The sequence below is a fragment of the Rhizobium sp. No.120 genome (assembly GCF_054558365.1).
The window spans coordinates 53,679-80,432 of sequence record NZ_BAAJNQ010000005.1 but is presented as its reverse complement, the minus strand read 5'-3'; the positions used below and the strand labels follow the sequence as shown (position 1 = coordinate 80,432).

General features: G+C 59.1%; 30 protein-coding genes. 21 read left to right on the top strand and 9 right to left on the bottom strand.

Annotated elements, in window-relative coordinates:
* Positions 1–162: 162 nt before the first annotated feature.
* The gene (locus tag ACYJRZ_RS16925; protein ID WP_459460768.1) at positions 163–441 is read right to left on the bottom strand and encodes an HU family DNA-binding protein; all 279 of its coding nucleotides are present in this window, start codon (positions 439–441) and stop codon (positions 163–165) included.
* A 357-nt stretch (positions 442–798) separates the two neighbouring features.
* Here ACYJRZ_RS16925 and ACYJRZ_RS16920 point away from each other — a divergent pair, with 357 nt between their 5' ends.
* From ACYJRZ_RS16920 to ACYJRZ_RS16910, 3 genes are all read left to right on the top strand, one after another.
* Entirely contained in the window at positions 799–1,020 is a 222-nt protein-coding gene (locus tag ACYJRZ_RS16920) for a hypothetical protein (RefSeq protein WP_459460766.1), read from the top strand.
* Positions 1,021–1,178: 158 nt separating this feature from the next.
* A complete protein-coding gene (locus ACYJRZ_RS16915; RefSeq protein WP_459460764.1) occupies positions 1,179–2,177 on the top strand; it encodes a Tim44 domain-containing protein in 999 nt (332 codons plus the stop codon).
* 313 nt (positions 2,178–2,490) lie between these two features.
* Positions 2,491–3,501: a zinc-dependent alcohol dehydrogenase family protein gene (locus tag ACYJRZ_RS16910; RefSeq protein WP_459460763.1), complete on the top strand. Its 1,011-nt coding sequence runs from the start codon at positions 2,491–2,493 to the stop codon at positions 3,499–3,501.
* 199 nt (positions 3,502–3,700) lie between these two features.
* Here the strand turns inward: ACYJRZ_RS16910 and ACYJRZ_RS16905 are convergent, their stop codons facing one another.
* Positions 3,701–3,895: a hypothetical protein gene (locus ACYJRZ_RS16905; protein ID WP_459460761.1), complete on the bottom strand. Its 195-nt coding sequence runs from the start codon at positions 3,893–3,895 to the stop codon at positions 3,701–3,703.
* An 87-nt stretch (positions 3,896–3,982) separates the two neighbouring features.
* Here ACYJRZ_RS16905 and kdpF point away from each other — a divergent pair, with 87 nt between their 5' ends.
* From kdpF to ACYJRZ_RS16845, 12 genes are all read left to right on the top strand, one after another.
* Positions 3,983–4,072 (top strand): K(+)-transporting ATPase subunit F, encoded by a 90-nt coding sequence (gene kdpF / locus ACYJRZ_RS16900; RefSeq protein WP_041678183.1) that lies wholly within the window; start codon positions 3,983–3,985, stop codon positions 4,070–4,072.
* A 27-nt stretch (positions 4,073–4,099) separates the two neighbouring features.
* On the top strand, positions 4,100–5,803 hold the full coding sequence (gene kdpA / locus ACYJRZ_RS16895; RefSeq protein ID WP_459460758.1) for a potassium-transporting ATPase subunit KdpA: 1,704 nt from the start codon (positions 4,100–4,102) through the stop codon (positions 5,801–5,803).
* A gap of 12 nt (positions 5,804–5,815) precedes the next feature.
* A complete protein-coding gene (locus ACYJRZ_RS16890) occupies positions 5,816–5,977 on the top strand; it encodes a hypothetical protein (RefSeq protein WP_162747771.1) in 162 nt (53 codons plus the stop codon).
* A gap of 48 nt (positions 5,978–6,025) precedes the next feature.
* Complete coding sequence (gene kdpB, locus ACYJRZ_RS16885; RefSeq protein WP_459460756.1) at positions 6,026–8,113, top strand: potassium-transporting ATPase subunit KdpB; 2,088 nt, start codon at positions 6,026–6,028, stop codon at positions 8,111–8,113.
* A gap of 12 nt (positions 8,114–8,125) precedes the next feature.
* The gene (locus tag ACYJRZ_RS16880) at positions 8,126–8,731 is read left to right on the top strand and encodes a K(+)-transporting ATPase subunit C (RefSeq protein WP_459460754.1); all 606 of its coding nucleotides are present in this window, start codon (positions 8,126–8,128) and stop codon (positions 8,729–8,731) included.
* 59 nt (positions 8,732–8,790) lie between these two features.
* On the top strand, positions 8,791–11,502 hold the full coding sequence (locus ACYJRZ_RS16875) for a DUF4118 domain-containing protein (RefSeq protein WP_459460753.1): 2,712 nt from the start codon (positions 8,791–8,793) through the stop codon (positions 11,500–11,502).
* Positions 11,499–12,191, top strand: a complete 693-nt coding sequence (locus ACYJRZ_RS16870) for a response regulator (RefSeq protein ID WP_459460751.1) — start codon at positions 11,499–11,501, stop codon at positions 12,189–12,191. The genes ACYJRZ_RS16875 and ACYJRZ_RS16870 overlap by 4 nt, the downstream gene beginning before the upstream one ends.
* Positions 12,192–12,290: 99 nt before the next feature.
* Complete coding sequence (locus tag ACYJRZ_RS16865; protein WP_459460749.1) at positions 12,291–12,746, top strand: PTS sugar transporter subunit IIA; 456 nt, start codon at positions 12,291–12,293, stop codon at positions 12,744–12,746.
* Positions 12,747–12,907: 161 nt separating this feature from the next.
* A complete protein-coding gene (locus ACYJRZ_RS16860) occupies positions 12,908–13,936 on the top strand; it encodes a sulfate ABC transporter substrate-binding protein (protein WP_459460747.1) in 1,029 nt (342 codons plus the stop codon).
* Between the two features lie 6 nt (positions 13,937–13,942).
* Complete coding sequence (cysT, locus tag ACYJRZ_RS16855) at positions 13,943–14,800, top strand: sulfate ABC transporter permease subunit CysT (protein ID WP_459460745.1); 858 nt, start codon at positions 13,943–13,945, stop codon at positions 14,798–14,800.
* Positions 14,790–15,662, top strand: coding sequence for a sulfate ABC transporter permease subunit CysW (cysW, locus tag ACYJRZ_RS16850; RefSeq protein WP_459460743.1), 873 nt, complete (start codon positions 14,790–14,792; stop codon positions 15,660–15,662). The genes cysT and cysW overlap by 11 nt, the downstream gene beginning before the upstream one ends.
* An 11-nt stretch (positions 15,663–15,673) precedes the next feature.
* Positions 15,674–16,720: a sulfate/molybdate ABC transporter ATP-binding protein gene (locus ACYJRZ_RS16845; protein WP_459460741.1), complete on the top strand. Its 1,047-nt coding sequence runs from the start codon at positions 15,674–15,676 to the stop codon at positions 16,718–16,720.
* A 3-nt stretch (positions 16,721–16,723) separates the two neighbouring features.
* Here the strand turns inward: ACYJRZ_RS16845 and ACYJRZ_RS16840 are convergent, their stop codons facing one another.
* The 3 genes from ACYJRZ_RS16840 to ACYJRZ_RS16830 form a co-directional block, all read right to left on the bottom strand.
* Positions 16,724–17,521 (bottom strand): NAD-dependent epimerase/dehydratase family protein, encoded by a 798-nt coding sequence (locus ACYJRZ_RS16840; protein ID WP_459460739.1) that lies wholly within the window; start codon positions 17,519–17,521, stop codon positions 16,724–16,726.
* A 101-nt stretch (positions 17,522–17,622) separates the two neighbouring features.
* A complete protein-coding gene (locus ACYJRZ_RS16835) occupies positions 17,623–18,465 on the bottom strand; it encodes an endonuclease/exonuclease/phosphatase family protein (RefSeq protein WP_459460737.1) in 843 nt (280 codons plus the stop codon).
* Positions 18,466–18,587: 122 nt separating this feature from the next.
* Positions 18,588–20,051, bottom strand: a complete 1,464-nt coding sequence (locus ACYJRZ_RS16830; protein WP_459460735.1) for a phospholipase D-like domain-containing protein — start codon at positions 20,049–20,051, stop codon at positions 18,588–18,590.
* 327 nt (positions 20,052–20,378) lie between these two features.
* Here ACYJRZ_RS16830 and ACYJRZ_RS16825 point away from each other — a divergent pair, with 327 nt between their 5' ends.
* Positions 20,379–20,645, top strand: a complete 267-nt coding sequence (locus ACYJRZ_RS16825) for a DUF2934 domain-containing protein (protein WP_459460733.1) — start codon at positions 20,379–20,381, stop codon at positions 20,643–20,645.
* A gap of 160 nt (positions 20,646–20,805) precedes the next feature.
* On the opposite strand, the gene ACYJRZ_RS16820 is transcribed toward ACYJRZ_RS16825, so the two are convergent.
* The gene (locus ACYJRZ_RS16820; protein ID WP_459460731.1) at positions 20,806–21,096 is read right to left on the bottom strand and encodes a hypothetical protein; all 291 of its coding nucleotides are present in this window, start codon (positions 21,094–21,096) and stop codon (positions 20,806–20,808) included.
* Positions 21,097–21,167: 71 nt separating this feature from the next.
* Between ACYJRZ_RS16820 and ACYJRZ_RS16815 the strand changes: the two genes are divergently transcribed.
* The 3 genes from ACYJRZ_RS16815 to ACYJRZ_RS16805 all read left to right on the top strand — a co-directional run bounded on the left by ACYJRZ_RS16815 (position 21,168) and on the right by ACYJRZ_RS16805 (position 22,926).
* A complete protein-coding gene (locus ACYJRZ_RS16815; RefSeq protein WP_459460729.1) occupies positions 21,168–21,482 on the top strand; it encodes a plasmid stabilization protein in 315 nt (104 codons plus the stop codon).
* A gap of 139 nt (positions 21,483–21,621) precedes the next feature.
* Positions 21,622–22,359, top strand: a complete 738-nt coding sequence (locus tag ACYJRZ_RS16810; RefSeq protein ID WP_459460727.1) for a glutathione S-transferase — start codon at positions 21,622–21,624, stop codon at positions 22,357–22,359.
* A gap of 3 nt (positions 22,360–22,362) precedes the next feature.
* Positions 22,363–22,926: a methyltransferase family protein gene (locus ACYJRZ_RS16805; protein ID WP_459460725.1), complete on the top strand. Its 564-nt coding sequence runs from the start codon at positions 22,363–22,365 to the stop codon at positions 22,924–22,926.
* A gap of 2 nt (positions 22,927–22,928) precedes the next feature.
* Here the strand turns inward: ACYJRZ_RS16805 and ligD are convergent, their stop codons facing one another.
* Both ligD and ACYJRZ_RS16795 read right to left on the bottom strand, forming a co-directional pair.
* Entirely contained in the window at positions 22,929–23,816 is an 888-nt protein-coding gene (ligD, locus tag ACYJRZ_RS16800; RefSeq protein ID WP_459460723.1) for a non-homologous end-joining DNA ligase, read from the bottom strand.
* An 89-nt stretch (positions 23,817–23,905) separates the two neighbouring features.
* On the bottom strand, positions 23,906–24,700 hold the full coding sequence (locus ACYJRZ_RS16795) for an SDR family NAD(P)-dependent oxidoreductase (protein ID WP_459460721.1): 795 nt from the start codon (positions 24,698–24,700) through the stop codon (positions 23,906–23,908).
* Positions 24,701–25,049: 349 nt separating this feature from the next.
* Between ACYJRZ_RS16795 and ACYJRZ_RS16790 the strand changes: the two genes are divergently transcribed.
* Together ACYJRZ_RS16790 and ACYJRZ_RS16785 are read left to right on the top strand one after the other, a co-directional pair.
* Positions 25,050–25,445 carry a RidA family protein gene (locus ACYJRZ_RS16790; protein ID WP_459460719.1) on the top strand — a complete coding sequence of 132 codons (396 nt, stop codon included), beginning with the start codon at positions 25,050–25,052 and terminating at the stop codon, positions 25,443–25,445.
* Between the two features lie 163 nt (positions 25,446–25,608).
* Positions 25,609–25,857, top strand: a complete 249-nt coding sequence (locus ACYJRZ_RS16785; RefSeq protein WP_459460717.1) for a hypothetical protein — start codon at positions 25,609–25,611, stop codon at positions 25,855–25,857.
* A gap of 117 nt (positions 25,858–25,974) precedes the next feature.
* Here ACYJRZ_RS16785 and ACYJRZ_RS16780 read toward each other — a convergent pair whose 3' ends face one another.
* Entirely contained in the window at positions 25,975–26,607 is a 633-nt protein-coding gene (locus ACYJRZ_RS16780; protein ID WP_459460715.1) for a lysozyme inhibitor LprI family protein, read from the bottom strand.
* Positions 26,608–26,754 lie beyond the last annotated feature (147 nt).

Here is a 26,754-nt window from a genome sequence, read left to right as displayed (position 1 = left end):
ACCGGGCTTGGCGCAGATCAGGGAGTTCGAACCAAGGCTTTCGAAGCCGATTAGGAAAGTTCCTGTAGCTGAGCGCATTCACTTCGTATGGCAGACAAACGACCAGCCCTAGCGGATAGGGCCGGCCGTGGAGCCTACGGGCTTTGAAAGCCAGAGCAGGTATTATTTGTTGAGCGCATCCTTCAGCGCCTTGGCCGGCGTGAAGGTCAGCTTCTTCGAAGCGGCAACCTTGATGGTTGCACCCGTTCCGGGATTGCGTGCTTCGCGCTCAGGCGTATCCTTGACCTTGAACTTACCAAAACCTGGAATGGAGGTTTCGGCGCCGGAAGTCGCGGCTCCGGTGATGGAGGCAAAGACGGCTTCGACGATTGCCTTGCCCTGTGCCTTGGTCAGCTTGTGGTCAGCGGCAATCTTGTCTGCAATTTCATTGGTAGTGGTCATGAGGCTTCCCCCGCATTGATAACGGCGGAATCATTTCCATTGGAGATGCCCAATGTCACGAGGAGTTCTGACATGAAAGGCCGAGAAAGCCTGCATTTCCACAGGTTCCGACGCATTGACGCCATTTTGAGGGTTTTTGGCGGGTGATTTTCCAGGCCTAGCCCAGCTCACGCAGCCGATAGAGTGCGACAACGGGCATCCGCAGAAGCCCGCGAATCTCCCGAAATGGACGGACTTTGAGGGAGCTCGGCGCATCCTTTCCCTATATGGATGCCCACCATCGCGGTGCGATCGGGGGTGGCTTTTCGCTGGTTGGATCTATAGAGGCTGGCTCACGATGGGTGAATGGGACGAGCAATGGAACATGATATCAAGATAGACAACCGCGGCGATTTCGGGCTGTGGGCCATCGAGGTCGCAAAGCAGATCATCAGCAATGAGGGTTTTGAACTGGCAAGAGCGGCAAGGGACGGCACGGACGATGATGTCCGCGCGGCCGGCAACGCACTTGGTCAGGCGATCACCAATGCAATGATGGAAGTCTATGATGGTCTGATCGAAAGGGCGGGCGATGATTAGGATCGTCTTAGACCCTTGCGGCCATGCATCTGCATACGGATAGATTAGTTTGATTGAAATACGAAATTTCGTCAACTTAAAATCGCAGCCTTACAATCACGAACAGGCATCCCCATATAGAGGCAAATTCGTCTTTCTGCCCTATGACAGGAGAGCCAATGTTCAGTGCAGTACCGCGTTTCGCCAAGATCGCAGCTATCGTCGTCCTTGCCGCCGCTTCGTCCGTAGCGACCTTTGATGCCGCCGACGCGCGTCGGGCTGGATCCAGCGGCTTCGGAAGCCGCGGAACGCGCACCTTTGATACCCCGGCCATAACGCGGACGGCGCCTACGCAGGCTGCCCCGATCGACCGGTCGATGACGCAGCGTCCGCAGCAGCAGACAACGACGCAGCCGCCGCTCGGCGCGCCGCAGCGTCCGGGCCTTTTCGGCGGCTTTGGCGGATCGATGATCGGCGGGTTGATCGCCGGCGGTCTTCTCGGCATGATGCTCGGCCATGGTTTCGGCGGCGGCATCGGCTTTCTCGGCATGCTGCTGCAGATCGGCTTGATCGTGCTGCTCATCAGCTTCGCCATGCGCTTCTTCGCAAACCGCCAGCGCACGCAGTATGCAGCACCCGGATCAGGTTCTCCCTATAGCATGAATCCGATGAACAATACCGGCGCATCGTCGCGTCCTTCCTTCTCCATCCCATCCATCGGCGGCGGAGCAGCGGCCGCGCCGAAGGTGCGCGAAGCCAATGATGAGATCGGACTGCAGCAGGCGGATCTCGATCGTTTCGAGCACCTGCTCACCGAAATCCAAACGGCCTACGGCGCCGAGGATTATGCCGCCATCCGGCGGCTGACCACGCCCGAAGCGATGTCTTATCTGGCCGAAGAGCTTGGCGAGAACGCCACGCGTGGCGTGCGCAACAGCGTTTCCGATGTACGCCTGCTTCAGGGCGATATCGCCGAGGCCTGGCGCGAGGGAGACGCCGAATACGCGACACTTGCCATGCGCTACTCGAGCATCGACGCGATGGTGGATCGCACGACCGGAAAGCTTGTGGACGGCGACGACCGCAATCCCTCCGAGACGACGGAACTGTGGACCTTCGTGCGCAAGCCCGGTTCGGATTGGAAGCTTTCGGCGATCCAGGGAACAGGCCAGCATTGAGCCCGAACTGAAGCCAGTTGGAGATTGCCCCGGGCGGAAGCCGGGGCAATCGCCTGACTCGGCACAGGCATGAGGCTTTCCAAGGCAGGGCTCGGCTTTTATTCGGACCTTATTTTGGTCGCGGTCCGAAAGACCTATTCTTTTCTAAGTCCTCCAAAACCGTCGTGAGAACACTTTCGGGCGAGTGCTTTGGTACTTGCTCGGACATCTAGCGTATTGGCTGTGGAGCGGCTACGCTCATCAACGAGGGCTGGAGTGCCGATGGGAGCGGTGCGATAGCGAAGGCATCAAACCTTATGCTTGGAGGAGGCGAATGAGGGCAGTCCGTTTGGAAGCGATCGGCGAATTGGCCATGCGCATGGTCGAGAAGCCGAGCGCTGGACCAGGAGAAATCGTTGTGCGGGTTCTGGCCGCCGGCATCTGCGGATCCGACCGGCACATGTATAGGGGCGAATATCCGACGGCGATCCCGGTAACCCTGGGTCACGAATTCTGCGGCCTCGTTGAAGACGTGGGCGAGGGTGTTACCTCCTTCGTGGGCGGCGAACTCGTCACCATAGACCCGAATATTGCTTGTGGCACATGTCCCGCATGCCGGCGCGGACGGCCGAATCTCTGCGCGAACCTCCAGGCTATCGGCGTGACGCGCGATGGCGGTTTTGCCGAATATGTCGCGGTTCCCTGCGGTCAGGCGTTCACGCTGCCTCCGGATCTCGACCCCGTCCATGGCGCTTTTTGCGAGCCGCTCGCCTGCTGCATCCATGCCATCGATAAGGCGAAAATCCGTCCGGGCGATAGCGTCGCCATATTAGGCGGCGGGGTCATCGGTCTGCTCATGGTCCAACTAGCTCGTTTGGCCGGTGCGGACCAGATCGTCCTCGTCACCCGGCAGCAATCGAGACGTGAGGCGGCGTTGCGGCTGGGGGCGACGCAGGCCCTCGATCCGACGGCGATCGATGCGGTCGCTGCCGTCAAGGAGGCGACCCACGGCGGCGTGGATTTCGTCATTGAATGCGCTGGAGTCCCCGAAACGCTTCAGACCGGCGTGCGGATGGTGCGACGCGGCGGTGCTTTCGTTCTCTTCGGTGTAACGCCGGCAGGCCTCGAAGTGCCCATCCTCCCGTTCGATCTGCTCGTCAATGAGGTCGAGATCAGGCCGGCCTATCTCAATCCTTTCACACACGCTCGCGCCGCCGCCATGGCGGCAAGCGGGATTCTGGAGCTGGATTCGCTCGTCACGAAGACCATAGGTCTTGAAGAGGTGGCGAGCGTGGTCGGCAGCGGGCCATTGGTCGGCGAGATCAAGGTTATCGTCCGGCCCTGAGCGCCGATCGCATTCATGTGCGAACGAGGCCGGTGGAGGCGCGCCGGACCAAGGTGACAGGTACTTTAATGAAGCTGTCCATTCGCCGTTTGCCATCGACTTGGTCGTCATCGATCAGGGCTTCCAGTCGCCGGACTGTCTCCCGGCATAGGATTGGCGTATGAGCATCTTCGCAAGCCGTCATCATCCGCCCCGGCATTTATAAGATTTTTATATCTTCAGCTTTTCCGCCGTCTCGAACCTTAATGCGGTTCGGTCGCATATTGCGTTTGGAAGATGCACCCCAAGTGATCTTCCTGGTCGGCAGGAAAAAGAGGCGCTCTGAGTAAGGGCGCTCTCCGTCATTTCTGCATTCAACAATAACAATCAAGGAATCGCGATCGATGATGGACATTCTTCTTGTCGGGATCGGCGTTTTATTCTTCCTCCTTTGCGTCGCCTATACCAAGGCCTGCGACAGCCTCTAGTCGGAGAGACGGCAATGCTTCTCGATTACATTCTCGGTGGCGGCGTGACGATCTTTCTCACCGTCTACCTGGTCTACGCTCTCATTCGCCCCGAGCGCTTCTAATAGCGCTGGATAGGGAAAGTTACCTCCATGACCTTCAACGGATGGCTTCAGATCCTCATTTATATCGGGATCCTTCTCCTGCTCGTCAAACCGCTCGGCGGTTACATGACGCGTGTCTTTACCGGCGAGCGCACCTTCCTCTCCTTCATCCTTCGTCCTGTGGAACGGGGGCTTTATCGTTTGGCCGGCACGGATGAGCGCGAAGAGCAGCACTGGACGACCTATTCGGTTTCCATGCTGCTGTTCAGCCTCGCCGGCTTTCTCGCTCTTTATGCGCTGCAGCGCCTGCAAGGCAGCCTGCCGTATAATCCGGCCGGGATGACCGCAGTCGGCCCGGAACTGTCCTTCAACACGGCAACGAGCTTCGTCACCAATACCAATTGGCAGAACTACGGCGGCGAAAGCACGATGTCCTATCTCGTGCAGATGGCGGGCCTGACCGTGCAGAACTTCGTTTCCGCGGCAACCGGCATTGCCATCGCCATTGCGCTGATCCGTGCTTTCGCGCGTGCCTCGGGCAAGGCGATCGGCAACTTCTGGGTCGATATGACCCGCGCGACGCTCTACGTCCTCTTGCCGATCTGCATCGTGCTGACGATTGCTTTCGTCTATCTCGGCGTACCGCAGACGCTCGGCCCCTATGTCAATGCCACGACGCTCGAAGGCGCGCAGCAGACGATCGCCGTTGGCCCCGTTGCCTCGCAGCTTGCCATCAAGATGCTCGGCACGAATGGTGGTGGCTTCTTCAACGCCAATTCGGCGCATCCGTTTGAAAATCCGGACGCTATTTCCAACCTTCTGCAGATGCTGGCGATCTTCGCCATCGGCGCGGCGCTGACCAACGTCTTCGGGCGTATGGTCGGCAGCCAGCGGCAGGGCTGGGCGATCCTGGCTGCGATGGGCACGCTGTTCATCGCTGGCGTGATCGTCACCTATTGGGCTGAAGCGGCAGGCAATCCGCTTGTTCATGCGCTCGGTATCCAGGGCGGCAATATGGAAGGCAAGGAAGTCCGCTTTGGGCTTGCTGCCTCCTCGCTCTTCGCCGTCATCACCACGGCGGCATCCTGCGGCGCAGTCAACGGTATGCTGGGCAGCTTCACGGCGATTGGCGGTATGATTCCGCTCATCAACCTGCAGCTCGGCGAAGTCATCGTCGGCGGCGTCGGCGCCGGCTTCTACGGTATCCTGATGTTCGTCATCATTGCGATCTTCGTCGCCGGCCTCATGGTTGGGCGCACGCCGGAATATCTCGGCAAGAAGATCGAAGCGAAGGAAGTGAAGATGGCGATGCTCGCCGTACTTTGCCTCCCCTTCGGCATGCTGATCTTCACTGCGATCTCCGCAGTGTTGCCATCGGCAGTCGCCGCTATCGGCAATGCCGGTCCGCATGGTTTCTCTGAAATCCTCTATGCCTACAGTTCCGCGGCGGCAAATAACGGCTCGGCCTTTGCCGGTCTGTCCGCCAATACCCCCTGGTACAACACCACGCTTGGTATCGTCATGCTGATCGGCCGCTTCCTGGTCATCGTTCCGGCCCTTGCGATCGCCGGTTCGCTCATTGCCAAGAAGACGGTTCCTACCTCGGCTGGGACCTTCCCGACGGATGGCCCGCTATTCGTCGGCCTGCTGGTCGGCACGATCCTCATCGTCGGCGGCCTGACCTTCTTCCCGGCGCTGGCGCTCGGACCGATCGTCGAACATCTCGCGATGATCGCAGGCCAGACCTTTTGAGGAATGACGGCCATGAGCCAACCGCTTCTGGGCAAGCTTAGAAAAGTCATCGATCCACGCCCCTTCGATAGGGGGCGTGGCCCGGCCGGAACGACCTGCGCGTCCGACGCCATTTTGCTGGCGATGGTTGCCTTGTTTCTCGGCCTTGTCGTCTTCGGATTTTTGATCGGCTGATCGGCAGCGTTCCGATCTGACGTTTTCCTCTTCACGCTGGAGCCTCTTATGAGCCAGTTAAAATCAGCGAGTATTCTGGATTCTCGCATCCTCATTCCGGCGATCGGCGCTTCGTTCAAGAAGTTGAACCCGCGCACGCTTGCCAAGAACCCCGTCATGTTCGTGGTCGCCGTCGTTTCGATGCTGACGACCGTTCTCTTCCTGCGCGACCTCGTCACCGGCGGCGGCAATCTCGGCTTCTCGCTGCAGATCAACATCTGGCTTTGGTTCACGGTGCTGTTTGCCAATTTCGCTGAAGCCGTCGCCGAAGGTCGCGGCAAGGCGCAGGCGGATTCGCTGCGCAAGTCGCGCACCGAAACCCAGGCGAAGCTGCTCGTCGGCAACAGCCACACCGACTACAAGATGGTGCCTGGCACCAGCCTCAAGGTCGGCGATATCGTTCTGGTCGAAGCCGGCGATATCATCCCCTCGGACGGTGAAGTCATCGAAGGAGTCGCTTCCGTCAATGAAGCCGCCATCACCGGCGAATCCGCGCCTGTCATCCGTGAATCGGGCGGCGACCGCTCGGCTGTAACCGGCGGCACGCAAGTTCTGTCGGACGAGATACGCGTGCGCATTACGGCGGCAGCAGGCTCGACTTTCATCGACCGCATGATCGCGCTGGTCGAAGGTGCCGAGCGTCAGAAGACGCCGAACGAAATCGCGCTCAACATCCTGCTGGCCGGCATGACGCTGATCTTCGTGCTGGCGACCGTCACAATCCCGAGCTTTGCCGCCTATGCCGGCGGTTCGATCCAGACGGTCGTGCTCGTTGCCCTCTTCGTGACGCTGATCCCGACCACGATTGGCGCTTTGCTTTCAGCGATCGGCATTGCCGGCATGGACCGTCTGGTGCGCTTCAACGTGCTTGCCATGTCCGGCCGCGCTGTCGAAGCCGCCGGCGACGTCGACACACTGCTTCTCGACAAGACCGGCACGATAACCCTCGGCAACCGTCAGGCAACCGCCTTCCGCCCGGTTCGGGGTGTGAGCGAGCAGGACCTCGCCGACGCCGCACAGCTTGCCTCGCTTGCCGACGAAACGCCTGAAGGACGCTCGATCGTCGTGCTTGCCAAGGAGAAATATGCGATCCGCGGGCGCGATATGACGAGCCTGAAGGCGACCTTCGTTCCCTTTACCGCCCAGACCCGCATGAGCGGTGTCGATCTCGACGGTTCCTCGATCCGCAAGGGCGCCGTCGATGCCGTGGTCGCCTATGTCGAAGGTGCGGCCAATGGTGTGACGGAAGGCACCGCCGTCATGTCGCGCTCGTCAAGCGAAATGCTGCGCGAATTGCAGGCGATTGCGGATGAGATTGCCAAGGCCGGCGGTACGCCGCTCGCCGTTGCCCGTGACGGCCGTCTTCTCGGCGTCATCCATCTGAAAGACATCGTCAAGGGCGGTATCCGCGAACGCTTTGCGGAACTGCGCCGCATGGGCATCCGCACCGTGATGATCACCGGCGACAATCCGCTGACGGCTGCCGCCATTGCCGCCGAAGCCGGCGTCGACGACTTCCTCGCCCAGGCAACGCCCGAAATGAAGCTGGCGCTGATGCGTCAGGAGCAGGCACAGGGCAAGCTGGTCGCCATGTGCGGCGACGGCACCAACGATGCGCCCGCACTCGCCCAGGCTGATGTCGGCGTTGCCATGAACACCGGCACGGTGGCCGCTCGCGAAGCCGGCAACATGGTCGACCTCGACAGCGACCCGACGAAGCTGATCGAGATCGTCGAGATCGGCAAGCAGCTGCTGATGACGCGCGGTGCGTTGACCACTTTCTCCATCGCCAACGACATCGCCAAGTATTTCGCCATCATCCCGGCCATGTTCATCGCCTTCTATCCGCAGCTGAAGATGCTGAACGTCATGGGGCTGGCAACGCCGCAAAGCGCCATTCTCTCGGCCATCATCTTCAATGCGCTCATCATCGTCGCACTGATCCCGCTGTCACTGAAGGGTGTCCGGTACCGCCCGATCGGCGCCGGCGCGCTGCTCAGCCGCAACCTGCTGATCTATGGCCTCGGCGGCATTATCGTTCCCTTCATCGGCATCAAGGCCATCGACATGGCGATCACCGCCATCGGCCTCGCCTAAGGAGTTTCTCTCATGTTGAAACAAATCAGACCCGCCATCGTCATGATCGTCGCCACGACCGTTCTGACCGGCCTTGCTTATCCCCTTGCCATGACCGGCGTCGCTCAGGCGCTCTTTCCTCACCAGGCCAATGGCAGCCTGGTGGAGAAGGACGGTAAGGTGATCGGCTCCACCCTCATCGGCCAGAATTTCACGGCGGATAAGTATTTCCACGGCCGCCCGTCGGCTACGACCGGCGCTGACCCGAACGACCCGACCAAATCGGTTTCCGCACCCTATAATGCCGCCAATTCCGGTGGTTCCAATCTTGGCCCGACCAATTCGAGCCTGATCACGCGTATCAAGGGGGATGCCGCGACATTGCAGGCGCAGAACCCGAATACGCCGGTTCCGATCGATCTGCTCACCACTTCGGGCAGCGGTCTCGACCCGGACATCTCGCCCGAAGCCGCCTATTTCCAGGTCCCGCGCGTCGCCAAGGCTCGCAACATGGACGAGGCCAAGGTCAAGTCGGTCGTCAAGGCAGCCATAGAGCGGCGAGAGCTCGGCGTTCTCGGCGAGTCTGTGGTCAATGTGCTGGCATTGAACCAGGCGCTCGATGCTTCTATGACTCAATAAGTTGAAGAGGTTGAGACGGTTCGCGCCGTCTCGACCTTATCATGAAAGACGATGTCCGAATGGCAGACGACAGCCGCGACATGCTGAGCAGGCCTTCTCCCGATGCGCTTCTCGAAAAGGCGCGGGCCGAGACGCGCGGTCGGTTGAAGATATTCCTCGGAGCGGCACCCGGCGTCGGCAAGACCTATGAGATGCTGATGTCGGGCAGGGCGAAGATCGCCGACGGCGTCGATGTCGTCGTCGGCGTCGTCGAGACCCATGGCCGCCGTGAGACGCAGGCCTTGCTCGACGGGTTCGAGATCGTTCCGCGCGTCAATGTCGAATACAAGGGCAGGGCGCTCGAGGAGATGGATCTCGATGCCATCCTGAAGCGTCGTCCCGAACTGGTGCTTGTCGACGAGCTTGCCCATACCAATGCCCATGGCAGCCGTCATCCGAAGCGTTATCTCGATGTGAAGGAGCTTCTCGACCGTGGGATCGACGTCTATACGACGTTGAATATCCAGCATGTCGAAAGCCTGAATGACGTCGTTTCGCAGATTACCCGCATCCGTGTGCGCGAGACGGTGCCGGATTCTATTATCGACATGGCCGATGATGTCGAGATCATCGATCTGACGCCTGATGATCTCATCAAGCGGCTGCATGACGGCAAGGTTTATGTCTCGAAGACGGCTGAGCGGGCGCTGACCAATTATTTCACGCCGGGCAACCTGACCGCATTGCGGGAGCTCGCGCTGCGGCGCACCGCCCAGCGCGTCGATGATCAGCTTCTGACCCATATGCAGGCGCACGCGATCCAGGGCCCTTGGGCTGCCGGCGAGCGCGTGCTCGTCTCCATAGATCATCACCCGCGCTCGGCCGCGCTGGTTCGCTACGCCGCGCGCATGGCCGCGCGCTTGCGGGCCCCCTGGGCAGCCGTCTATGTCGAGACCAACCGCTCGATCAGCTTGAGCGAGGCGCAGCGCGATACGATTGCGGCAACGCTGCGGCTAGCCGAGCAGCTCGGCGGTGAGGCGATTACTCTTCCGGGTCGTGAGGTGGCGGAGGAGCTGCTTCGCCATTCGGCCAGCAACAACGTGACCCATATCGTCATCGGTTCACCGAAAATCGGCTCTTGGCGCGATTGGTCGCGGCGTTCGGTGTCCTATGATCTCATCCGGAAGGCCGGAGATATCAGCGTCCACGTCATTTCCGGTAGCGAAGCGGATGGCGAGGCTGCAAGGCGTGGTGTCAAAGTGGCGCCTTCGCCGCCGCCGTTCCAGCTTCGCGGTTATGTGCTGGCAACGCTTTATGTGGCGATTGCGCTCGGCTTTTGCGTCATCCTCGATCAGGTGCTGGATGTGCGAAATCTGGCGCTCGTCTTCCTGATGGCGGTGCTGGTAAGCGCCGTGACCCAGGGTCTGCGTCCGGCACTTTACTCCTGTTTTCTCGGCGCGCTTGCCTTCAATTTCTTCTTCCTGCCGCCGCGCTACACGCTGACGATCAGCGATCCGGAAAGCGTGCTCGCTTTCTTCTTCTTCCTCGGCGTCGCGGTAATCGCCAGCAATCTGACCGCGACGGTGCAGCGCCAGGCGGCGGCGGCGCGGCAACGGGCGCGAACAACGGAAGACCTCTATCTTTTCTCCAAGAAGCTCGCCGGCACGGGCACGCTCGACGATGTTCTCTGGGCGACCGCTTTTCAGCTGGCCTCGATGCTGAAGCTGCGGGTGGTGCTGCTGCTTCCCGAACATGGCACGATCGCTGTCAAGGCCGGTTATCCGCCCGACGACACGCTCGACGATGCCGATATCGCGGCGGCGCGCTGGGCCTGGGAGCACAATCATGCGGCAGGCCGTGGCGCCGATACCCTGCCTGGCGCCAAGCGCCTTTACGTTCCGCTCCGCACCGGTCGAACTGCCGTCGGGGTCATCGGCCTCGACAGCGACCGTCGCGATGGCCCGCTTTTGACGCCGGAGCAGCAGCGGCTGCTCGATGCGCTCGCCGATCAGGCCGCACTTGCCATCGAGCGCGTGCAGCTGGTGGCCGATGTCGACCGCGCGAAACTCGCCGTCGAGGCCGATCGGCTGCGCTCCGCACTGCTGACCTCGATCTCGCATGATCTGAAGACGCCGCTCGCTGCCATCCTTGGGGCGGCAGGGACCTTGCGCGATTATCTGGAAACCCTGCCGCACGAAGATCGCGTCGATCTCCTGTCGACTGTCATCGACGAATCGGAGCGCCTCAACCGCTTCATCGCCAATCTTCTCGACATGACCAAGATCGAGTCCGGTGCAATGGAGCCGAATTATGCTCTGCATTATGGCGGCGATATCGTCGGCAGCGCGCTGCGGCGCGCGGAAAAAATCCTGGCGCATCATCGCGTCGACGTGCAGATGCCCGTCGATCTACCGATGGTGAAGGTCGATCCGGTGCTGTTCGAACAGGTGCTCTTTAACCTGCTCGACAATGCCGCCAAATACGCGCCTGAGGGATCGGCCATCCGCCTGGAGGCCTGGTCGGATGTCGACAATATCGTCTTCCGCGTGATGGACGAGGGACCCGGCATTCCGCCCGCTGACCTCGAACGCGTCTTCGATACGTTCTACCGCGTGCGCAAGGGCGATCAGGTGCGTGCCGGCACCGGCCTTGGCTTGTCCATCTGCCGCGGCTTCATCGAGGCGATGGGCGGCGCGATTGCCGCCGGCAATAGAACGGATCGGCAGGGGGCGGTTTTCACCATCCGCTTGCCGAAACCAACAGATGTCCCGAAGCTGGATGAATTGAAATGAACACCACCGCCGTTAAGATTCTCGTTGTCGATGATGAGCCGCCGATCCGCAAGTTGCTGCGCGTCGGTCTCGGTGCCCAGGGCTATGCCGTCAATGAGGCGCAGAGCGCCGCATCGGCTCAGGCATCGGTTTCCGAGGATCAGCCCGATCTGATCGTGCTCGATCTCGGTCTGCCCGACAAATCCGGTCAGGATCTGCTGTTGGAATGGCGTGAGGATGGGGTGCAGATCCCGGTCGTCATTCTGTCAAGCCGAACGGACGAGGCGGGTATCGTCAAGGCGCTCGAGAGTGGCGCCGACGATTATGTGACCAAGCCTTTCGGCGTCAACGAGCTTGCCGCCCGTATTCGCGTGGCGTTGCGCCATCGCCTGCAGCAGCAGGGCGAGAAGGCAATATTCCAGACTGGCGGCCTTTCGATCGATCTCGTCAAGCGCATCGTCAAGGTCGATGGCAAGGAGATCAAGCTGTCGCCGAAGGAATACGACATTCTGCGCGTGCTTGCCCAGCACGCCGGCAAGGTACTGACGCACCAATTCCTGTTGAAACAGATCTGGGGGCCGGCGGCCGATGTGCAGTATCTGCGCGTCTATGTGCGTCAGCTCCGGCAAAAGATCGAAGAAATCCCGGACCAGCCGCACTATATCACCACCGAGACAGGGGTCGGCTATCGGCTGCGCGAGCCCGATTGAGGCGGCGGAGATTACGAGGCCATTATCGAGGCGATTTGGCCTCGGACTTGTGGCGATGAATGCCATTTCAGAATTTATTGCCGGACCTTGAGTGCGACCATGGACCTTTCCACGATCATTCTTCCCGAACACGTATTTGTCGGCGTCTCCACTCCGACGAAATGGCGGGCATTGCAGATGCTGTCGTCGAAGGCAGCCCATTGCTTTGGCGTGGAGGAAGCAATGGTCCTGCGGGCGCTGGAGACGCGTGAAAAATTGGGCACGACGGGGATCGGCAATGGCGTTGCGGTTCCGCATGCCGCCATTCCTGCCATGACGAAGCCTCGGGGACTGATGGTGCATTTTGCACATCCCGTCGATTTCGAAGCGATCGACGACTTGCCAACGGAATGGGCCTTCGTGCTGCTGTTCGGGGAGGGCGGTCGGAGCGATTATCTGAACGTGCTTGCCGCGATCGCGAGACGTTTGCGCACGGAGGGCGTTCTGATGGCGATGCGGCAGACCAAGAGCGCCGACGAACTCTATTCTGTCTTTATGTCCGACACTATTCGGTGACGACGCACTCATGGGGCATCTGATACCTTTCAGGAATGTGATTTCACTTTTTTCGATTCTATGGGATGCTGTTCTCCACGGTTGCCGAAAACGGGAACTGTCTTCGTTACTTTATACGACCAAGTTGGTAGGGTTTAAGGACAAACGAAGGGGGTGTATTCATGCAGACGATAAAGCTTTCACGGCTTCTCGCCACGGCAGTTCTGATCGGCAGTTTCTCGATCGCGGCCGTCGCGCCAACCTGGGCGGCGGATAAGACGCTTCTCAATGTTTCCTACGATCCGACCCGTGAACTCTATAAGGACTTCAACGCAGCCTTTGCTGCCAAGTGGAAGAAGGACACGGGCGAAACCATTAATATCAAGGCTTCGCATGGCGGTTCCGGCGCGCAGGCTCGCTCGGTGATCGACGGTCTCGATGCCGATGTGGTGACGCTTGCCCTTGAAGGCGATATCGATGCGATCGCCAAGGCGACACACAAGATTCCAGCCGACTGGAAGACCAAGTTCCCGAACAATTCGGTTCCCTATACGTCGACCATTGTATTCCTCGTGCGCAAGGGCAATCCCAAGGGCATCAAGGATTGGCCGGATCTGGTCAAGGACGGCGTCGAAGTCATCACGCCAAACCCGAAGACCTCGGGCGGCGCCCGCTGGAACATTCTCGCTGCCTGGGCTTGGGCCAAGCAGGCCAATGGCGGCGATGATGCCAAGGCGCAGGACTATGTCGCGCAGCTGCTGAAGCATGTTCCAGTGCTCGATGCCGGTGCGCGCGGGGCAACGACGACTTTCGTGCAGCGTGGTCTCGGCGATGTTCTCCTTGCCTGGGAAAACGAGGCCTATCTCTCGCTCGATGAGCTTGGTCCTGACAAATTCGAGATCGTGACGCCGTCGGTTTCCGTCCGCGCCGACCCTCCGGTTGCCGTTGTCGATGGCAATGTCGATACCAAAGGCACGCGCAAGGTTGCTGAAGCATACCTAAACTACCTGTACTCGGATGAAGGTCAGAAGATCGCTGCAAAACACTATTACCGGCCGATCAAACCGGAAGCGGCAGATCCCAAGGATGTTGCCCGTTTTCCATCCTTGAAGCTGGCAACTATTGACGATTTCGGCGGATGGTCCCAGGCTCAGCCGAAGTTCTTCGGTGACGGAGGCATTTTTGATCAGATCTACAAGCCGGGACAATAAGACTGAATGCATTCTATAACCCGCAAACGGTGGCGGTTACGGCAGCCGAGCGTCATTCCGGGCTTCGGATTGGCGCTCGGCGTTACCTTGGCTTGGCTCATCTTCATCGTTCTTATTCCGCTGTCGGGATTGCTGTGGAAGAGCAGCGCTCTCGGCTGGGAAAAATTCTGGGCTCTGGCGCTTGATGTGCGCACGCTCTACGCGCTGCGCATGAGCTTCGGCGGTGCCTTCATCGCTGCGCTCGTCAACGCCGTGCTCGGGCTTATCCTGGCTTGGGTGCTGGTGCGCTATCGCTTTCCGGGCAAGCGCATACTCGATGCCATGGTCGATCTGCCCTTCGCGCTGCCGACGGCAGTCGCCGGCATTGCGCTGACGACGCTTTATGCGCCGAATGGCTGGATCGGTCAGTTCCTGACGCCGCTCGGCATCAAGATCGCCTTTACCCCAATCGGTATAGTCATCGCGTTGATTTTCGTCGGCCTGCCTTTCGTGGTGCGCACCGCGCAGCCCGTCATGGAGGAGATCGACCGTGAAGTCGAAGAGGCTGCGGCGACCCTTGGTGCCTCGCGTTTTCAGACGATAACCCGCGTGCTGCTGCCGGGTCTTGCGCCTGCGGCACTGACGGGGTTTGCACTGGCATTCGCGCGTGCGGCCGGCGAATACGGATCGGTCATCTTCATCGCCGGCAACAAGCCCTACGTCTCGGAAATCGCCCCATTGCTCATCGTCATTCGTCTGGAGGAATATAATTATTCCGCAGCCACGGCGATTGCGACGTTGATGCTGTTTATTTCCTTCACCATGCTTTTGATCATCAATCTCATCCAGTCCTGGAGCAGAAGGAGATACGGCTATGGCGCATGATCTTTCTGCATCAGTCGAAACGGGCCACTCCGTCATCACCGAAAGCCGCCTCGCACGCATTATTTTCGTGCTGATTTCGTTGGCCTTCCTGATATTGATGGTCCTGCTGCCGCTGGCTGCCGTTTTCGTCGAGGCTTTCCGCAAGGGGCTCGAGACCTTTTTCGAAGCTCTGGTTGACGAGGAAACTTTTGCGGCGATCCGGCTGACCCTGATCGTTGCCGGCATCAGCGTGCCCTTGAACCTTGTCTGCGGTGTTGCAGCGGCCTGGGCGATGGCCAAGTTCGAATTCAAGGGTAAAGCCTTCCTCACAACCTTGATAGATTTGCCCTTCTCGGTGTCGCCGGTCATATCGGGCCTGGTCTTCGTGCTGTTGTTCAATTCCAACAGTACGCTCGGCCCCTGGCTGCAGAGCCACGGCATACAGATACTATTTGCGGTTCCCGGCCTGGTAATGGCGACGATGTTCGTCACCTTCCCCTTCGTCGCGCGCGAACTGATCCCGCTGATGCAGGAGCAGGGCAGTGCGGACGAGGAGGCAGCGCTTTCGCTTGGAGCGAATGGCTGGCAGACGTTCTGGTATGTCACTCTGCCGAACATTAAATGGGGCCTGCTTTACGGCGTGCTGCTCTGCAACGCCCGCGCCATGGGCGAGTTCGGCGCCGTCTCGGTGGTCTCCGGTCATATCCGTGGCGAGACCAACACCATGCCGCTGCAGGTCGAGATTCTCTATAACGAATATAATTTCTCTGGGGCCTTTGCCGTTGCTACGCTCCTGGCTCTGCTTGCCCTTGTCACATTGATACTGAAGACGTTTCTGGAAATGCGCTATAGCGAAGAGATCGCAGCCAGCCGGCGTCACTGAAGGAATTTTTGATGGAAGTTCGCGTTCAAAACCTGCGCAAGGAATTCGGTCGCTTTCCCGCTTTGCATGACGTGTCCCTCGATATCCGCTCAAGCGAACTGATCGCGCTTCTCGGACCATCCGGCTCCGGCAAGACGACGCTGCTGCGCCTGATTGCCGGATTGGAAACGCCGACAGAGGGTAAGATCTTCTTCGGCGAGGATGATGCTTCGTCGAAGACCGTGCAGCAGCGCAACATCGGCTTCGTGTTTCAGCATTACGCGCTGTTCCGTCACATGACGGTGCTCGACAACATCTCCTTCGGTCTGAAGGTTCGCTCGGCATCGCGCCGTCCACCGCGCGAGGAGATTCGCCGCCGTGCAATCGAACTGCTGGAACTCGTGCAGCTGAACGGCCTGGAGAAGCGCTATCCGACCCAGCTTTCAGGCGGCCAGCGGCAGCGCGTGGCGCTGGCGCGCGCCATGGCCGTGGAGCCGAATGTGCTTCTTCTCGACGAGCCTTTCGGTGCTCTCGACGCGCAGGTGCGCAAGGATCTGCGCAAATGGCTGCGCGAGATTCACGATCGGACCGGCCACACCACCGTCTTTGTCACCCACGATCAGGAAGAAGCACTAGAGCTCGCCGATCGCGTCGTAGTGCTCAACAAGGGCGCGATCGAGCAGGTCGGGACGCCGGACGAAATTTACGACACGCCGAACTCGCCTTTCGTCTACGGATTTATCGGCCAGTCCAATCGCGTGAAGGTACGCATTACCAGTGGCGAGATCTGGTTCGACGACAAGCCGCTGGGGCTTAGCACGCCGCACGAGCCGGATGGTGATGCCTATCTCTATTTCCGCCCGCACGACATCGAGCTTTGTGACGGAGATGGTGGCGCGATTGCCGGTCTGCTCGCTGCCAGCCGACGTGTCGCGGGCACCCGCCATCTTGAGATCAATATCGGCGCTAGCCATGAAGTCATTGAGATCGAGCTGCCGCCGGACAAGGCCGACGCATTGGACCGCAATCGCATCGCCTTCAGGCCAACACGCTGGAAGCTGTTCCGCAACGGCGTCTGAGGATCAGTCCTCGGGGTGGGCGGCAGAAGCAAAGCCGCCGCCCTGATAGACGACTGCAGGATCGTTCGGATCCTCGGCGGGTGTCCTCGACAGAATTTCGGCGCGCCAGGGAGCCGCACTATCGCGCGGCTTCCAGCCGAGAAACGCGGCATTGCTGTTGTCCCACCATTGTTCGTCATTGTCCGAGACGCCGTAGACGATCGTATGGGCGAGGCGCGGGGCGCTGAAGGCGCAATCGCATAGCGAGACGAAATCCCCGATGCTGAACCAAGTGGCGAGCATGCGCGTATTGCGCGGCTCGGGGAAGCACGAGCCGATGCGCACCGAAAGCGTTTCCTGGCCGAACTTGTCGAAATAGAGGCTTGCGACCGCCTCGCCGAAGACTTTCGAGACGCCATAGAGCGAATCCGGCCGGGTCGGCACCTTGTTGTCGATCCGCTCGTCGCGGCGATAAAAACCGATCGTATGATTGGAGCTTGCAAAAACGATGCGCGGCTTGCCGGCAGCGCGCGCTGCTTCATAAAGATTGTAGAGGCCGACAATATTGCCCTGCAGGATCAGATCGAAGGGCTTCTCTACAGAGATGCCGCCGAGATGGATGATCCCGTCCACGCCCGTGACCATTGCCTCGACGCCGCTGCGGTCTGCGAGATCGCAAGCAACGAAACGTTCGTTCGGACGCAAATCGCTGATTGGCGAGAGATCGGACAAAACGACATTCTCGGCAATTTGCGACAGAAGCGGCCTGATCGCTTGCCCGACGCCACCGGCAGCGCCAGTCAGCAGCAAAGTTTTCAGCATCGATTGTCTCCCGGATCGGTCAATTCGGCGGCAGCCTATAAGATGGTCCTTCGCCCGTCATCATATATCGGCGGGATCAACATCAAGCATGTCGATAACGTCTAGGCGATCCGTGAATGTGCTCGGGCGTCGATGTCGATTGCTTCCAGACTGACCATGGCCTTGATGGGCAGATGATCCGACGCAACCCGCGCCAGCGGCGAATCATGCACTTCGACCGCGGAAATCATACCACGCCGGTTTGCCATGATGCGATCGAGCGCTAGAAGCGGCAGCGTCGATGGAAAGCTCGGCACTGCGGGAGGTAAAGGTCCAAAAGCATTCTGGAAGGTGTTGAGGGAAGAGCGGTCGCCCAGGCGCCATTCGTTAAGATCGCCCAGCAGGATCGTCGGCGTCTCGCTGCCGTCATTCATGAGATCGACGATCAGGCGCGTCTGCTGAGCACGGGAACGATGCAGAAGGCCGAGATGTGCGGCGATGATCCTGAGGCTTCCGCCGCGCGCCAATTCCAGTTCCGCAATGAGTGCGCCGCGCGGCTCCAGTCCAGGCAGATTGATCTGATGAACATCGCGCACAGTACCCTGTTTGAAAAGCACGACATTGCCATGCCAGCCATGCGCCTTGGTGACGCCGGCAATCGGCACCGGAATAAGCCCTGTCTCACGCTCGAGCCGGCGCAGATCGAGGATGCCCGTGCGCTCTCCGAAGCGGGTATCGGCTTCCTGCAGGCCTATGATATCGGCATCAATTTCATGAATGACGCGGCTGGTGCGCTCCGGATCGAAGCGGCGGTCGGCACCGACGCATTTGTGGACATTGTAGGAAGCGATCAAAGTACCTTCGGGGCGATCCGACTTGCCGGCCGGCTGCTTAGCGCGCGACTTGTTTCGGTTCTTCAGGCTTTCCAGAATGCTCGCACGGAGGCTTTCTTTCTTCTTTCGCATCTATCCGTCGACCGTTCCTTGATCAGATGATGTCGGGCACATAGGAGAGTATAAGAAGCGATCGTTGGCCTTGTCATGTAAAAAGGCCGCGACAACAGCGAAATAGTCTCTCGCTGCAGCCATCAGAGATAGGGCGAGCCAAGCCAAAGCACTTTTTCGATAAGTCGCACGACAAAGGGTCGCGCCCGAAGTTTTTCGAGATCGACCGGATGCGCCGTTTCCAGGATCGATCCGATATGCGCGTCGATCGTACGGGCAAATCCGCGATCGAGCACTTCGAGATCCACCTCGAAATTGAGCCGCAGGGAGCGGGGATCGAGATTGGAAGAGCCGACATAGGCCCAGATGCCATCGATGGCCAAAAGCTTCGAATGGTTGAAGGCGCCTTCGGCGCGCCAGATGCGGCAATAGTTCTTCAGCATCTGGTCGAATTGCGCTGTCATGGCACGGTCGACGAGCACGAGATTATTGGCCGTCGGCACGACGATATCGACCTCGACGCCGCGCCGCGCTGCCGTCACCAGCGCGCTGATCAGTTCCCGGTCCGGCAGGAAATAGGGCGACATAATACGGATGGATCTATGTGCCACCGAAAGCGCGCCTATCAGCATCTTGTGATTGGTCTCGACGCTGCGATCCGGACCGGACGCGACGACCCGCATGAATACGGGCGCCCCTGGCTTGTTGGCGGGAGCGGCAATCCGCCATTCCCCGCCGCTCAATACTTCGCCGGTGGTAAATTGCCAATCCTCGGCTGCCGTATTGAAGAGATCGGCAACCGCCGGGCCCGTCACGCAAAAATGCATATCGCGGGCGCTTTGCTCATGCGCGAACTCGCGTGTGAACCCCTGGCGTATGTTCATGCCGCCGGTAAAGGCTACTCGCCCGTCGATGCTGAGGATTTTGCGGTGGGTACGCAGATTGGCGTAAGGCAACCGCAGGCCGATGATGACGTTGCCGTTGAATACGGCTACCTGGACGCCGCCCTCGCGCAGATAGCCCATGATACTCGGGACGGAGTAGCGGGCGCCGACGGCATCGATGAGCACACGGACGCTGACGCCGCGCTTGGTCGCGGCAATCAGGGCATCGGCGATGCGAAGGCCGATCGGGTCGCGATCAAAGATATAGGTCTCCATCAGGATGCTGCGTTCGGCGCCATCGATTGCGGCTTTCATCGCGGCATAGGCAACATCGCCGTTCGTCAGCATCTCGATCGTGTTGCCTGTGCTCATCGTGTAGCGAACGACACGGTCGCCGAGCGTCTTCATGGAGCAGAAGCGTTCGCCGAAGAGCCGCCGCACCTCATCGTCATCGGCGTCGAAGCCGGAGAGCTCGCCATTCGCATCCTTGCGAAAGAGCGCGTCGCGCTGCGAGCTGAGGGAGGCTCGGCGGATGCGATTGATGCCGGCCACGGCATAAAGCACGGCACCGATGATGGGCGACAGGATTATGACGCCGACCCAGCCGATCGCAGCGCGGACATCCTCTTTGGTCATGGCTGCATGGATTGCAGCGGCGGCCCCCATCATGATGGACAGGACGGCGAGAATTTGGCCCCAATGGGCAGCCACGAGGTCGATCATGACGCAAGTATATCCTTGCGCGCAAAAGCTGCAATGAGCCAGCTTGCGGCCGTCAGGAGGCTATCGGTGCGAAAATTCATCCTATTAGATATTTTTAATTGAACGCCGTTGTTGCCGGCTTCATAGTTAGGGTGCTTCGGCTGCTTCGCTACCGTCCCCCACGGTAATTCTGTCTTTTGTTTGAAGCGCCACTGCGGTTCGAGCATTCAAGATTGAAAAACGCTTGATATGGCGTCTTGACTGCTCGGGGGAGGCGTAAAGCCCGCATTTCAAGAACGGGCATTGTTCATCGAAACCATGTTCAATGATGCGAACGGAGAACAGCAGATGTTGGAACCTCGGGACGAATGGATCAAGAAACGCGCATACGCCATATGGGAAGAGGAAGGTCATCCTACCGGACGCGATGCCGAGCACTGGGCGCAAGCGAGCAGCGAGCGTATTGCGCTTGAAAAGACCGCAAACGGCAGCACGATCGATGTCAAGCCAAAGGCGAAGCGCAAGACGGCGGTCGCCGCCGCTGCGGTTGCCGAGGAGAAGTCAGCCAAACCCGCGAAGAAAACGCCAAAGAAGGCTGTAGCGCCGAAGGCGTAGGACGTATCGGTCTCAAGAATGGGCGGAGACAGGAGTGGCCTGTTGGCAACGGCAGGCCCTCTTTCTTTCAAAAGACAGTGGCTGGCGGAATATTTGCAATAATTCCGGTGATTTGGCTCTCCTGCGCGACATAGTTGTCACACATCGATGCTATGAATTGCTAAGGGAGCTTAGCAATGGGTCGTAGCGACATCGATGACCGGGAAATGGCTGCTGCGGCAATCGTCGCGGCGCGCTGCCTTTCGTGTTTTGCCGGTAGCTTTGGGGCGATGCGATGATATCTCTCCTCATATTGACCGTGCTCTATCTGCTGGCGGCCTTGGTCCTGATTTTGATCATCGATCGTTCCGTCGGTATCTTTTTCCCCGCATCTCCTAAGCAGTCTGCCGCGGCGCGGCATGATCGGCGCTTCCGGTTGCTTCCAGGCAATCTCCTGTCTGGCAATCGCCATCCGCCCCGCCAGCTCTCGGAACCTTTTCTCTGACGACGGGTTGGTTTTTCGTCCTAACAAGGAGAAAGATCATGCCCCGAGGAGACAAATCGGCTTATACGGATAAGCAGAAGCGCAAGGCCGAGCATATCGAGGAAGGATATGAAGACCGCGGCATTTCCCATGAGGAGGCGGAGCGGCGTGCCTGGGCGACGGTCAATAAGGAAAGCGGCGGCGGCAAGAAATCCGGCTCCGGTCGCGGCCATTCCGAAAATCACGAATCGTCCGAAAAGGGCGGCAGGATCGGCGGACGCGCTGCCGCCAAGCGGCCGGCTGCCGAGCGTTCTGCTTCGGCACAGAAGGCAGCCGCGACACGCAGACGCCACGAGCATAATACGCACAGCTAACCTATCGGTTGGAAGTCTCATTGCGCCATACGCAGTCTGACGATGAAATTTGCAAGAATGCCGCTTATCTTCTGCGCTATCGGCATTAAATTGCAGGCTTGCCCTGCGCGGTGGTGACGGTGACGGGAGGGAAAACCGAATGACTTACGAGCTCTATTATTGGGATAGCATTCAAGGGCGCGGCGAATTCGTTCGGCTGGCGCTGGAGGAGGCGGGCGCGGAGTATGTCGATGTTTGCCGCGGGCCGGCAAGCAAGGGGCAGGGAACGTCCGCCATGTTCGCCATCATGGATGGTAAATCCGACTTCGACCTTCCGTTTGCGCCGCCATTCCTGAGGGATGGCGACCTCGTCATTCCGCATGTCGCGAATATACTGATGTATCTTGGTCCGAAACTCGGACTGGCGCCAAGGGACGAGGGGCGGCGCCACGTCTTGAATGGCCTGCAATTGACCATTACCGATCTTGTCGCCGAGGTACACGACACGCATCACCCAATCGCCACCTCCAAATATTACGAGGACCAGAAGGACGAGGCCAAGGATCGTTCCGCCGAATTCATCGATAACCGCATCCCTAAATTCCTGGGCTACTTCGAGCGGGTGCTGCGGCAGAATACGCACGGCTCCTCGCATATCTTCGGAAGTGAATTGACCTATGTCGATCTTTCGCTGTTTCAGGTCTACGAGGGGCTGCGCTATGCCTTTCCGCGCGCAACAAAGTACTATGAGCGCGATTATCCGCATCTAACTGCGCTGCACGCAGCTGTCATGAAACGGCCCAACATTGCTCGCTATCTTCAGTCCGATCGCCGTATTCCCTTCAATGAGAACGGCATTTTCCGGCACTATCCGGAACTGGACAGAGACGTGGGCTGAGCGATGCTTTATCAATTCATTCCTGCATGCTGGATCATCTGGTTGCTGATCTGGCTTTTCGCTTCGTTCGGCGTCAAAAAGAGCGTGCGGCAGGAGGATCCATTGTCGCGGCTCGGTAATACCGCGCCGATCTGGATTGGCGCCTTCCTGCTGATGATCGATCCATCCTGGTTCGGGCCCTTGCGATATCGCATCATTCCGCAAAACCTGACGTCATATGCAATCGGTGCTGCTCTGACCTTCATCGGTCTGCTCTTCGCCGTCTGGGCGCGCTATCACATCGGCAGAAACTGGAGCGGCGTGATTACCCTCAAGGAGGATCACGCGCTCATACGTTCCGGCCCCTATGCGCTTGTCCGGCATCCGATCTATTCCGGCCTGATGCTTGCCATCATCGGCTCGGCAATTGCGCGAGGCGATATCGCGGCGGTCTTTGCCATCGTCGCCGTTCTCTATGCCGTGCTGCGCCGTGTCCGGATCGAGGAAAGCTGGATGAGCGAGACCTTCGGCTCGGCCTATGCCGACTACAAGGCCCGCACGCCGGCGCTGGTTCCGTTTCTGGTGTAGCGTCAGATTTTGAGCGGCGATCCCGCCTTGAAGAAATCCGCCCAGGGATCGGCGCTCGATTGGTCGAGGCGTAATGCCGCATTTTTGACCGTAAAGAAAGCGGGCCCGATCTTACCGTCCAGTTCTTGCCAACTGATCGGCATCGAAACGGCGGCGCCCTTTCTTGCTCGTGTCGAATAGGGTGCCACCGCAGTATTGCCACGGCCATTGCGCAGATAATCGATGAAGATGTGACCAGTCCGTTTTGCCTTGCTGGCAACCGACAAATATGTCTCAGGGCTATCGGCACTCATGGCATGGGCGATCGCTTCGGCGGCATCCTTGATATCAGGCCAGGTCGCCTGCGGTTTAACGGATGCGACAACATGCAGACCCCTGCCGCCGGACGTTTTGACGAAGGAGGTTAGTCCCAGGGCGGAGAAGCGCTCTCTGATCTCCTTCGCGCCGGCCACGACCTTGCTCCATGCGACATCCTCGCCTGGGTCGAGATCCATGATGATCATGTCGGGCTTTTCCCAGTGCTCGATCGTGGTGCCCCAGGGATGTATTTCCAGGGCGGCTGATTGGACGAGCGCAGCAAGCCCGTCAAAATTTTCGATCTTCAAAAGCTTTGCGGCATCTTTGTCTTCAGGATCGGCGATTTCCTCGATATGATGATTGATGCCTTTCCAAGCATGTTTCTGGAAGAAGCGCGGCCCATCGATGCCATCCGGGCAGCGCAACAGCGCGAGGGGACGATTGATGACGAATGGAGACATGCGCTCCCACGCCACGGCATAATATTCGAGAAGATCGTGTTTGGTAATATTGTCGTCGGGCCAATAGATCCGCTCCGGATGGGTCAATTCCACCGACGTCTTGATGCCGTCATGAGTGGGCGTCTTTGCCATCTGCATGCGCTCCATTTTCCTCGACGCGAAGGCCCCGCGCCGGGCAAGAGTAGCATTGCCCGACACACAAAGCGACCGCCGGCCGCATCTCACGGCATGAGCTGGCCGCCATTGACCTCGATGATCTGGCCGGTGATGTAGCCGGACAGGATGGATGAGGCAAGAAAGAGATAGGCGCCGACGCAATCTTCCGGCGTGCCGACGAATCCCATGGGGATGGTCTTGCGCTGCAGTTCCATCTGCTCGTCGTTGGTATAGCGCTCATGGAATGGCGTTGCGATGACGCCGGGTGCGACGGCATTGACGCGGATCTTGTCGTTGACGAATTCCTTGGCGTGGCCATGGGTAATGGTCGAAACGAAACCCTTGGAGGCAGCATAGAGGATCGCGCCATTGCCGCCGCCGTTGCGTGCAGCAATCGAGGTCGTGTTGATGATGAAGCCGCCCTGTTTTTTCAGGTGGGGATGAGCGGCGCGCGTCGCCGCAAGGACGGAGCGTGCATTGAGGTTCATCACCCGCTCATAATGCTCATCCGTCATTTCGGCGGTCGGCAGCCGCCCGAGCATGCCACCGGCATTGTTGATCAGGCCATCGAGGCCACCCAGCGCGTCTACCGCGCCCTTGACGACGCGCTCGGTCTCGCCGTCTTGCGAGACATCGCCCTGAACGAGGTGCACGGTCCCACCGCCAGCCTTGATTTCATCGGCCAGCTTTTCTGCCGGTTCGCGGCTTGCATTGAAGTGCAAGCCGACCTTCACGCCCTGTGCGGCGAAGGCGCGCGCGACGGCGGCGCCGATGCCGGTCGAAGCGCCTGTTATCAATACTCTTTTGCCGGCAAGATCGGGAATGCGAATGGACGCAAGCGATTGCGCGAGTTCTGCCATGACGACTCCTCCTGAACGTCAATCAATCATACGACGAAATATGTCCTTGTCTTATCAGGCTGCGGGGCAGAAAGGCAATCATGCCGGATGCGACAAAAGGACGAAATGGCCTTCGGAAACGTCCCTAATCAGCGGAAAATAAAGGGGTTTCTCTTGATTTTGAAGTTAAGGTTTTGATCGAAGTTGCAGAAGCATAGTTCCATATACATCCCGTAAACGGACAAAACGATCTGGCGTGGCGCCGTGGCGACAGATAAGGAAGCTACCAGGAGAGTCGAGCGCTTGAGCCTATTCACGATGAAACGATGGCGACCACGGCTTTCAGCAACAGGGTAGGACTGAGGATATCATGAGCAAGAACAAGCTGATCCGTTTCGACGTCGCCGACAACCAGGCCGGTGGCCAGCGCCGCCCCTTCGCCAAGGCCGTCAGGGCAGGCGATTTCGTCTATGTCTCGGGCCAGGTTCCGACCATCAACGGTGAAATCGTTACCGGCAATATCGTCACGCAGACCGAGCAGGTCATTGCCAATATCAAGGATGTCCTTGCCCTTGCCGATTGCACGCTCGAGCACGTGGTGAAGGTGAATGTATGGCTGGATGACGCTCGTGATTTCTCGAGCTTCAACGCCGTATTCGAAAAGCATTTCATCGATCATCCGCCAGCCCGCTCGACCGTTCAATCGCCAATGATGGTGGATGTTAAAGTCGAAATGGACGTCGTCGCCTACAAGCCGCTCGACTGAGCGAGCACTGCTGATCGAATTCTTCCGGTTCGTGCCGCTTCAACGAGAGTGCGTAGCGCTTTTCTCTTTCATAGATGTTCCGCGCATCTCTTTACTGTGGCGGGCATTGCGTTAGTGTCTGGTTACCTCGGTCTTTTGCCGCGGTAAGCCCCGGAGGAATTCGATGATCAGACTGCTCGGAATCGCCATTATCTCGACCTGCATTGCTGGTGGTGCGATGGCGGCGGATGCGACATGCAAGGCTCAGGCCGCTGACAAGAAGCTGGCAGGCGCCGCTTTGACCAGTTTTACCAAGAAATGCGAGAAGGATGCCGCGAGTGCCTGCGATACCCAGGCGGCAACGAAGAAGCTTGCCGGTGCCGCAAAGACCAGCTTCGTCAAAAAGTGCACCTCTGACGCCGTCGGCGGCTGATCGCCCGATTTTTTGACATGTCTCAAAAGACTTCGGCCGCTATTGGCGGCCGAGGTCACGAAAGCGCCCTGCTAGCGACGATTATGTGCCTTACCTGGCAACTGCGCTCAGGCCATATTATTCCTTGTGGTAGGTACCCTGAAGGGTCACGCCATCGGCAAAATCGCATATACCTGCCTGTGACACACGCCAGGTCCTTGCATTGAGACGGTCAAGGCCGATCTTGCACGCGTCTTTACTCAGCTGGGCGTGTTCTTTCGTCAGCGGAACGACACTGTCGATACCATCGGCATTGACATCGCCCGCATCGGCGCCGCCCGGCCCGACATAAGTCGAGGCGAGCGAGACTGCGAGGAAACCATCGATCGGCCCGAAGAGCGCGAGATGACCCTCATTGCTGCCGGTGCTGTTCGACTGGAAATTCGCCGATGCGCTTTGTCCACCCTTGGTCCTCAAGAGAGACGCAATGCGGTCGTCGTAGGCTTGCCGGATACATTCGGCGTCGCTGCAGGACTGCACCGTCGTAATCCAATGTCGTTGCTGTTCCCGGATTTTGCCTCCATCGTCGTGCTTCAGTGCGGCAGCATAGAGATCGCTCACCATCTTATCCCGAGCCAGCAGCGATTTGTCCTGACAAATCATATGATCGCTTGCCGAATCAGGCTTTGCGCAATCGATGCCTGCGGCCTCGGCGTTCACGGCAAACAGGCCGATGATGACCACCGCCAAGGCGGATCCTGCAATCTTCATGGGTACCTCCATCCTCCAATGTCGAAGCTAATTATGGCTACCCGCGATTTCGTAAAGGTCATTCCGGCACGCGGCCGAACTCGACAAATGTCGTGCCGGCGTTTGAACATCGTCGATACCCTCCTAATTTGGGCAATCTGAGCGGAT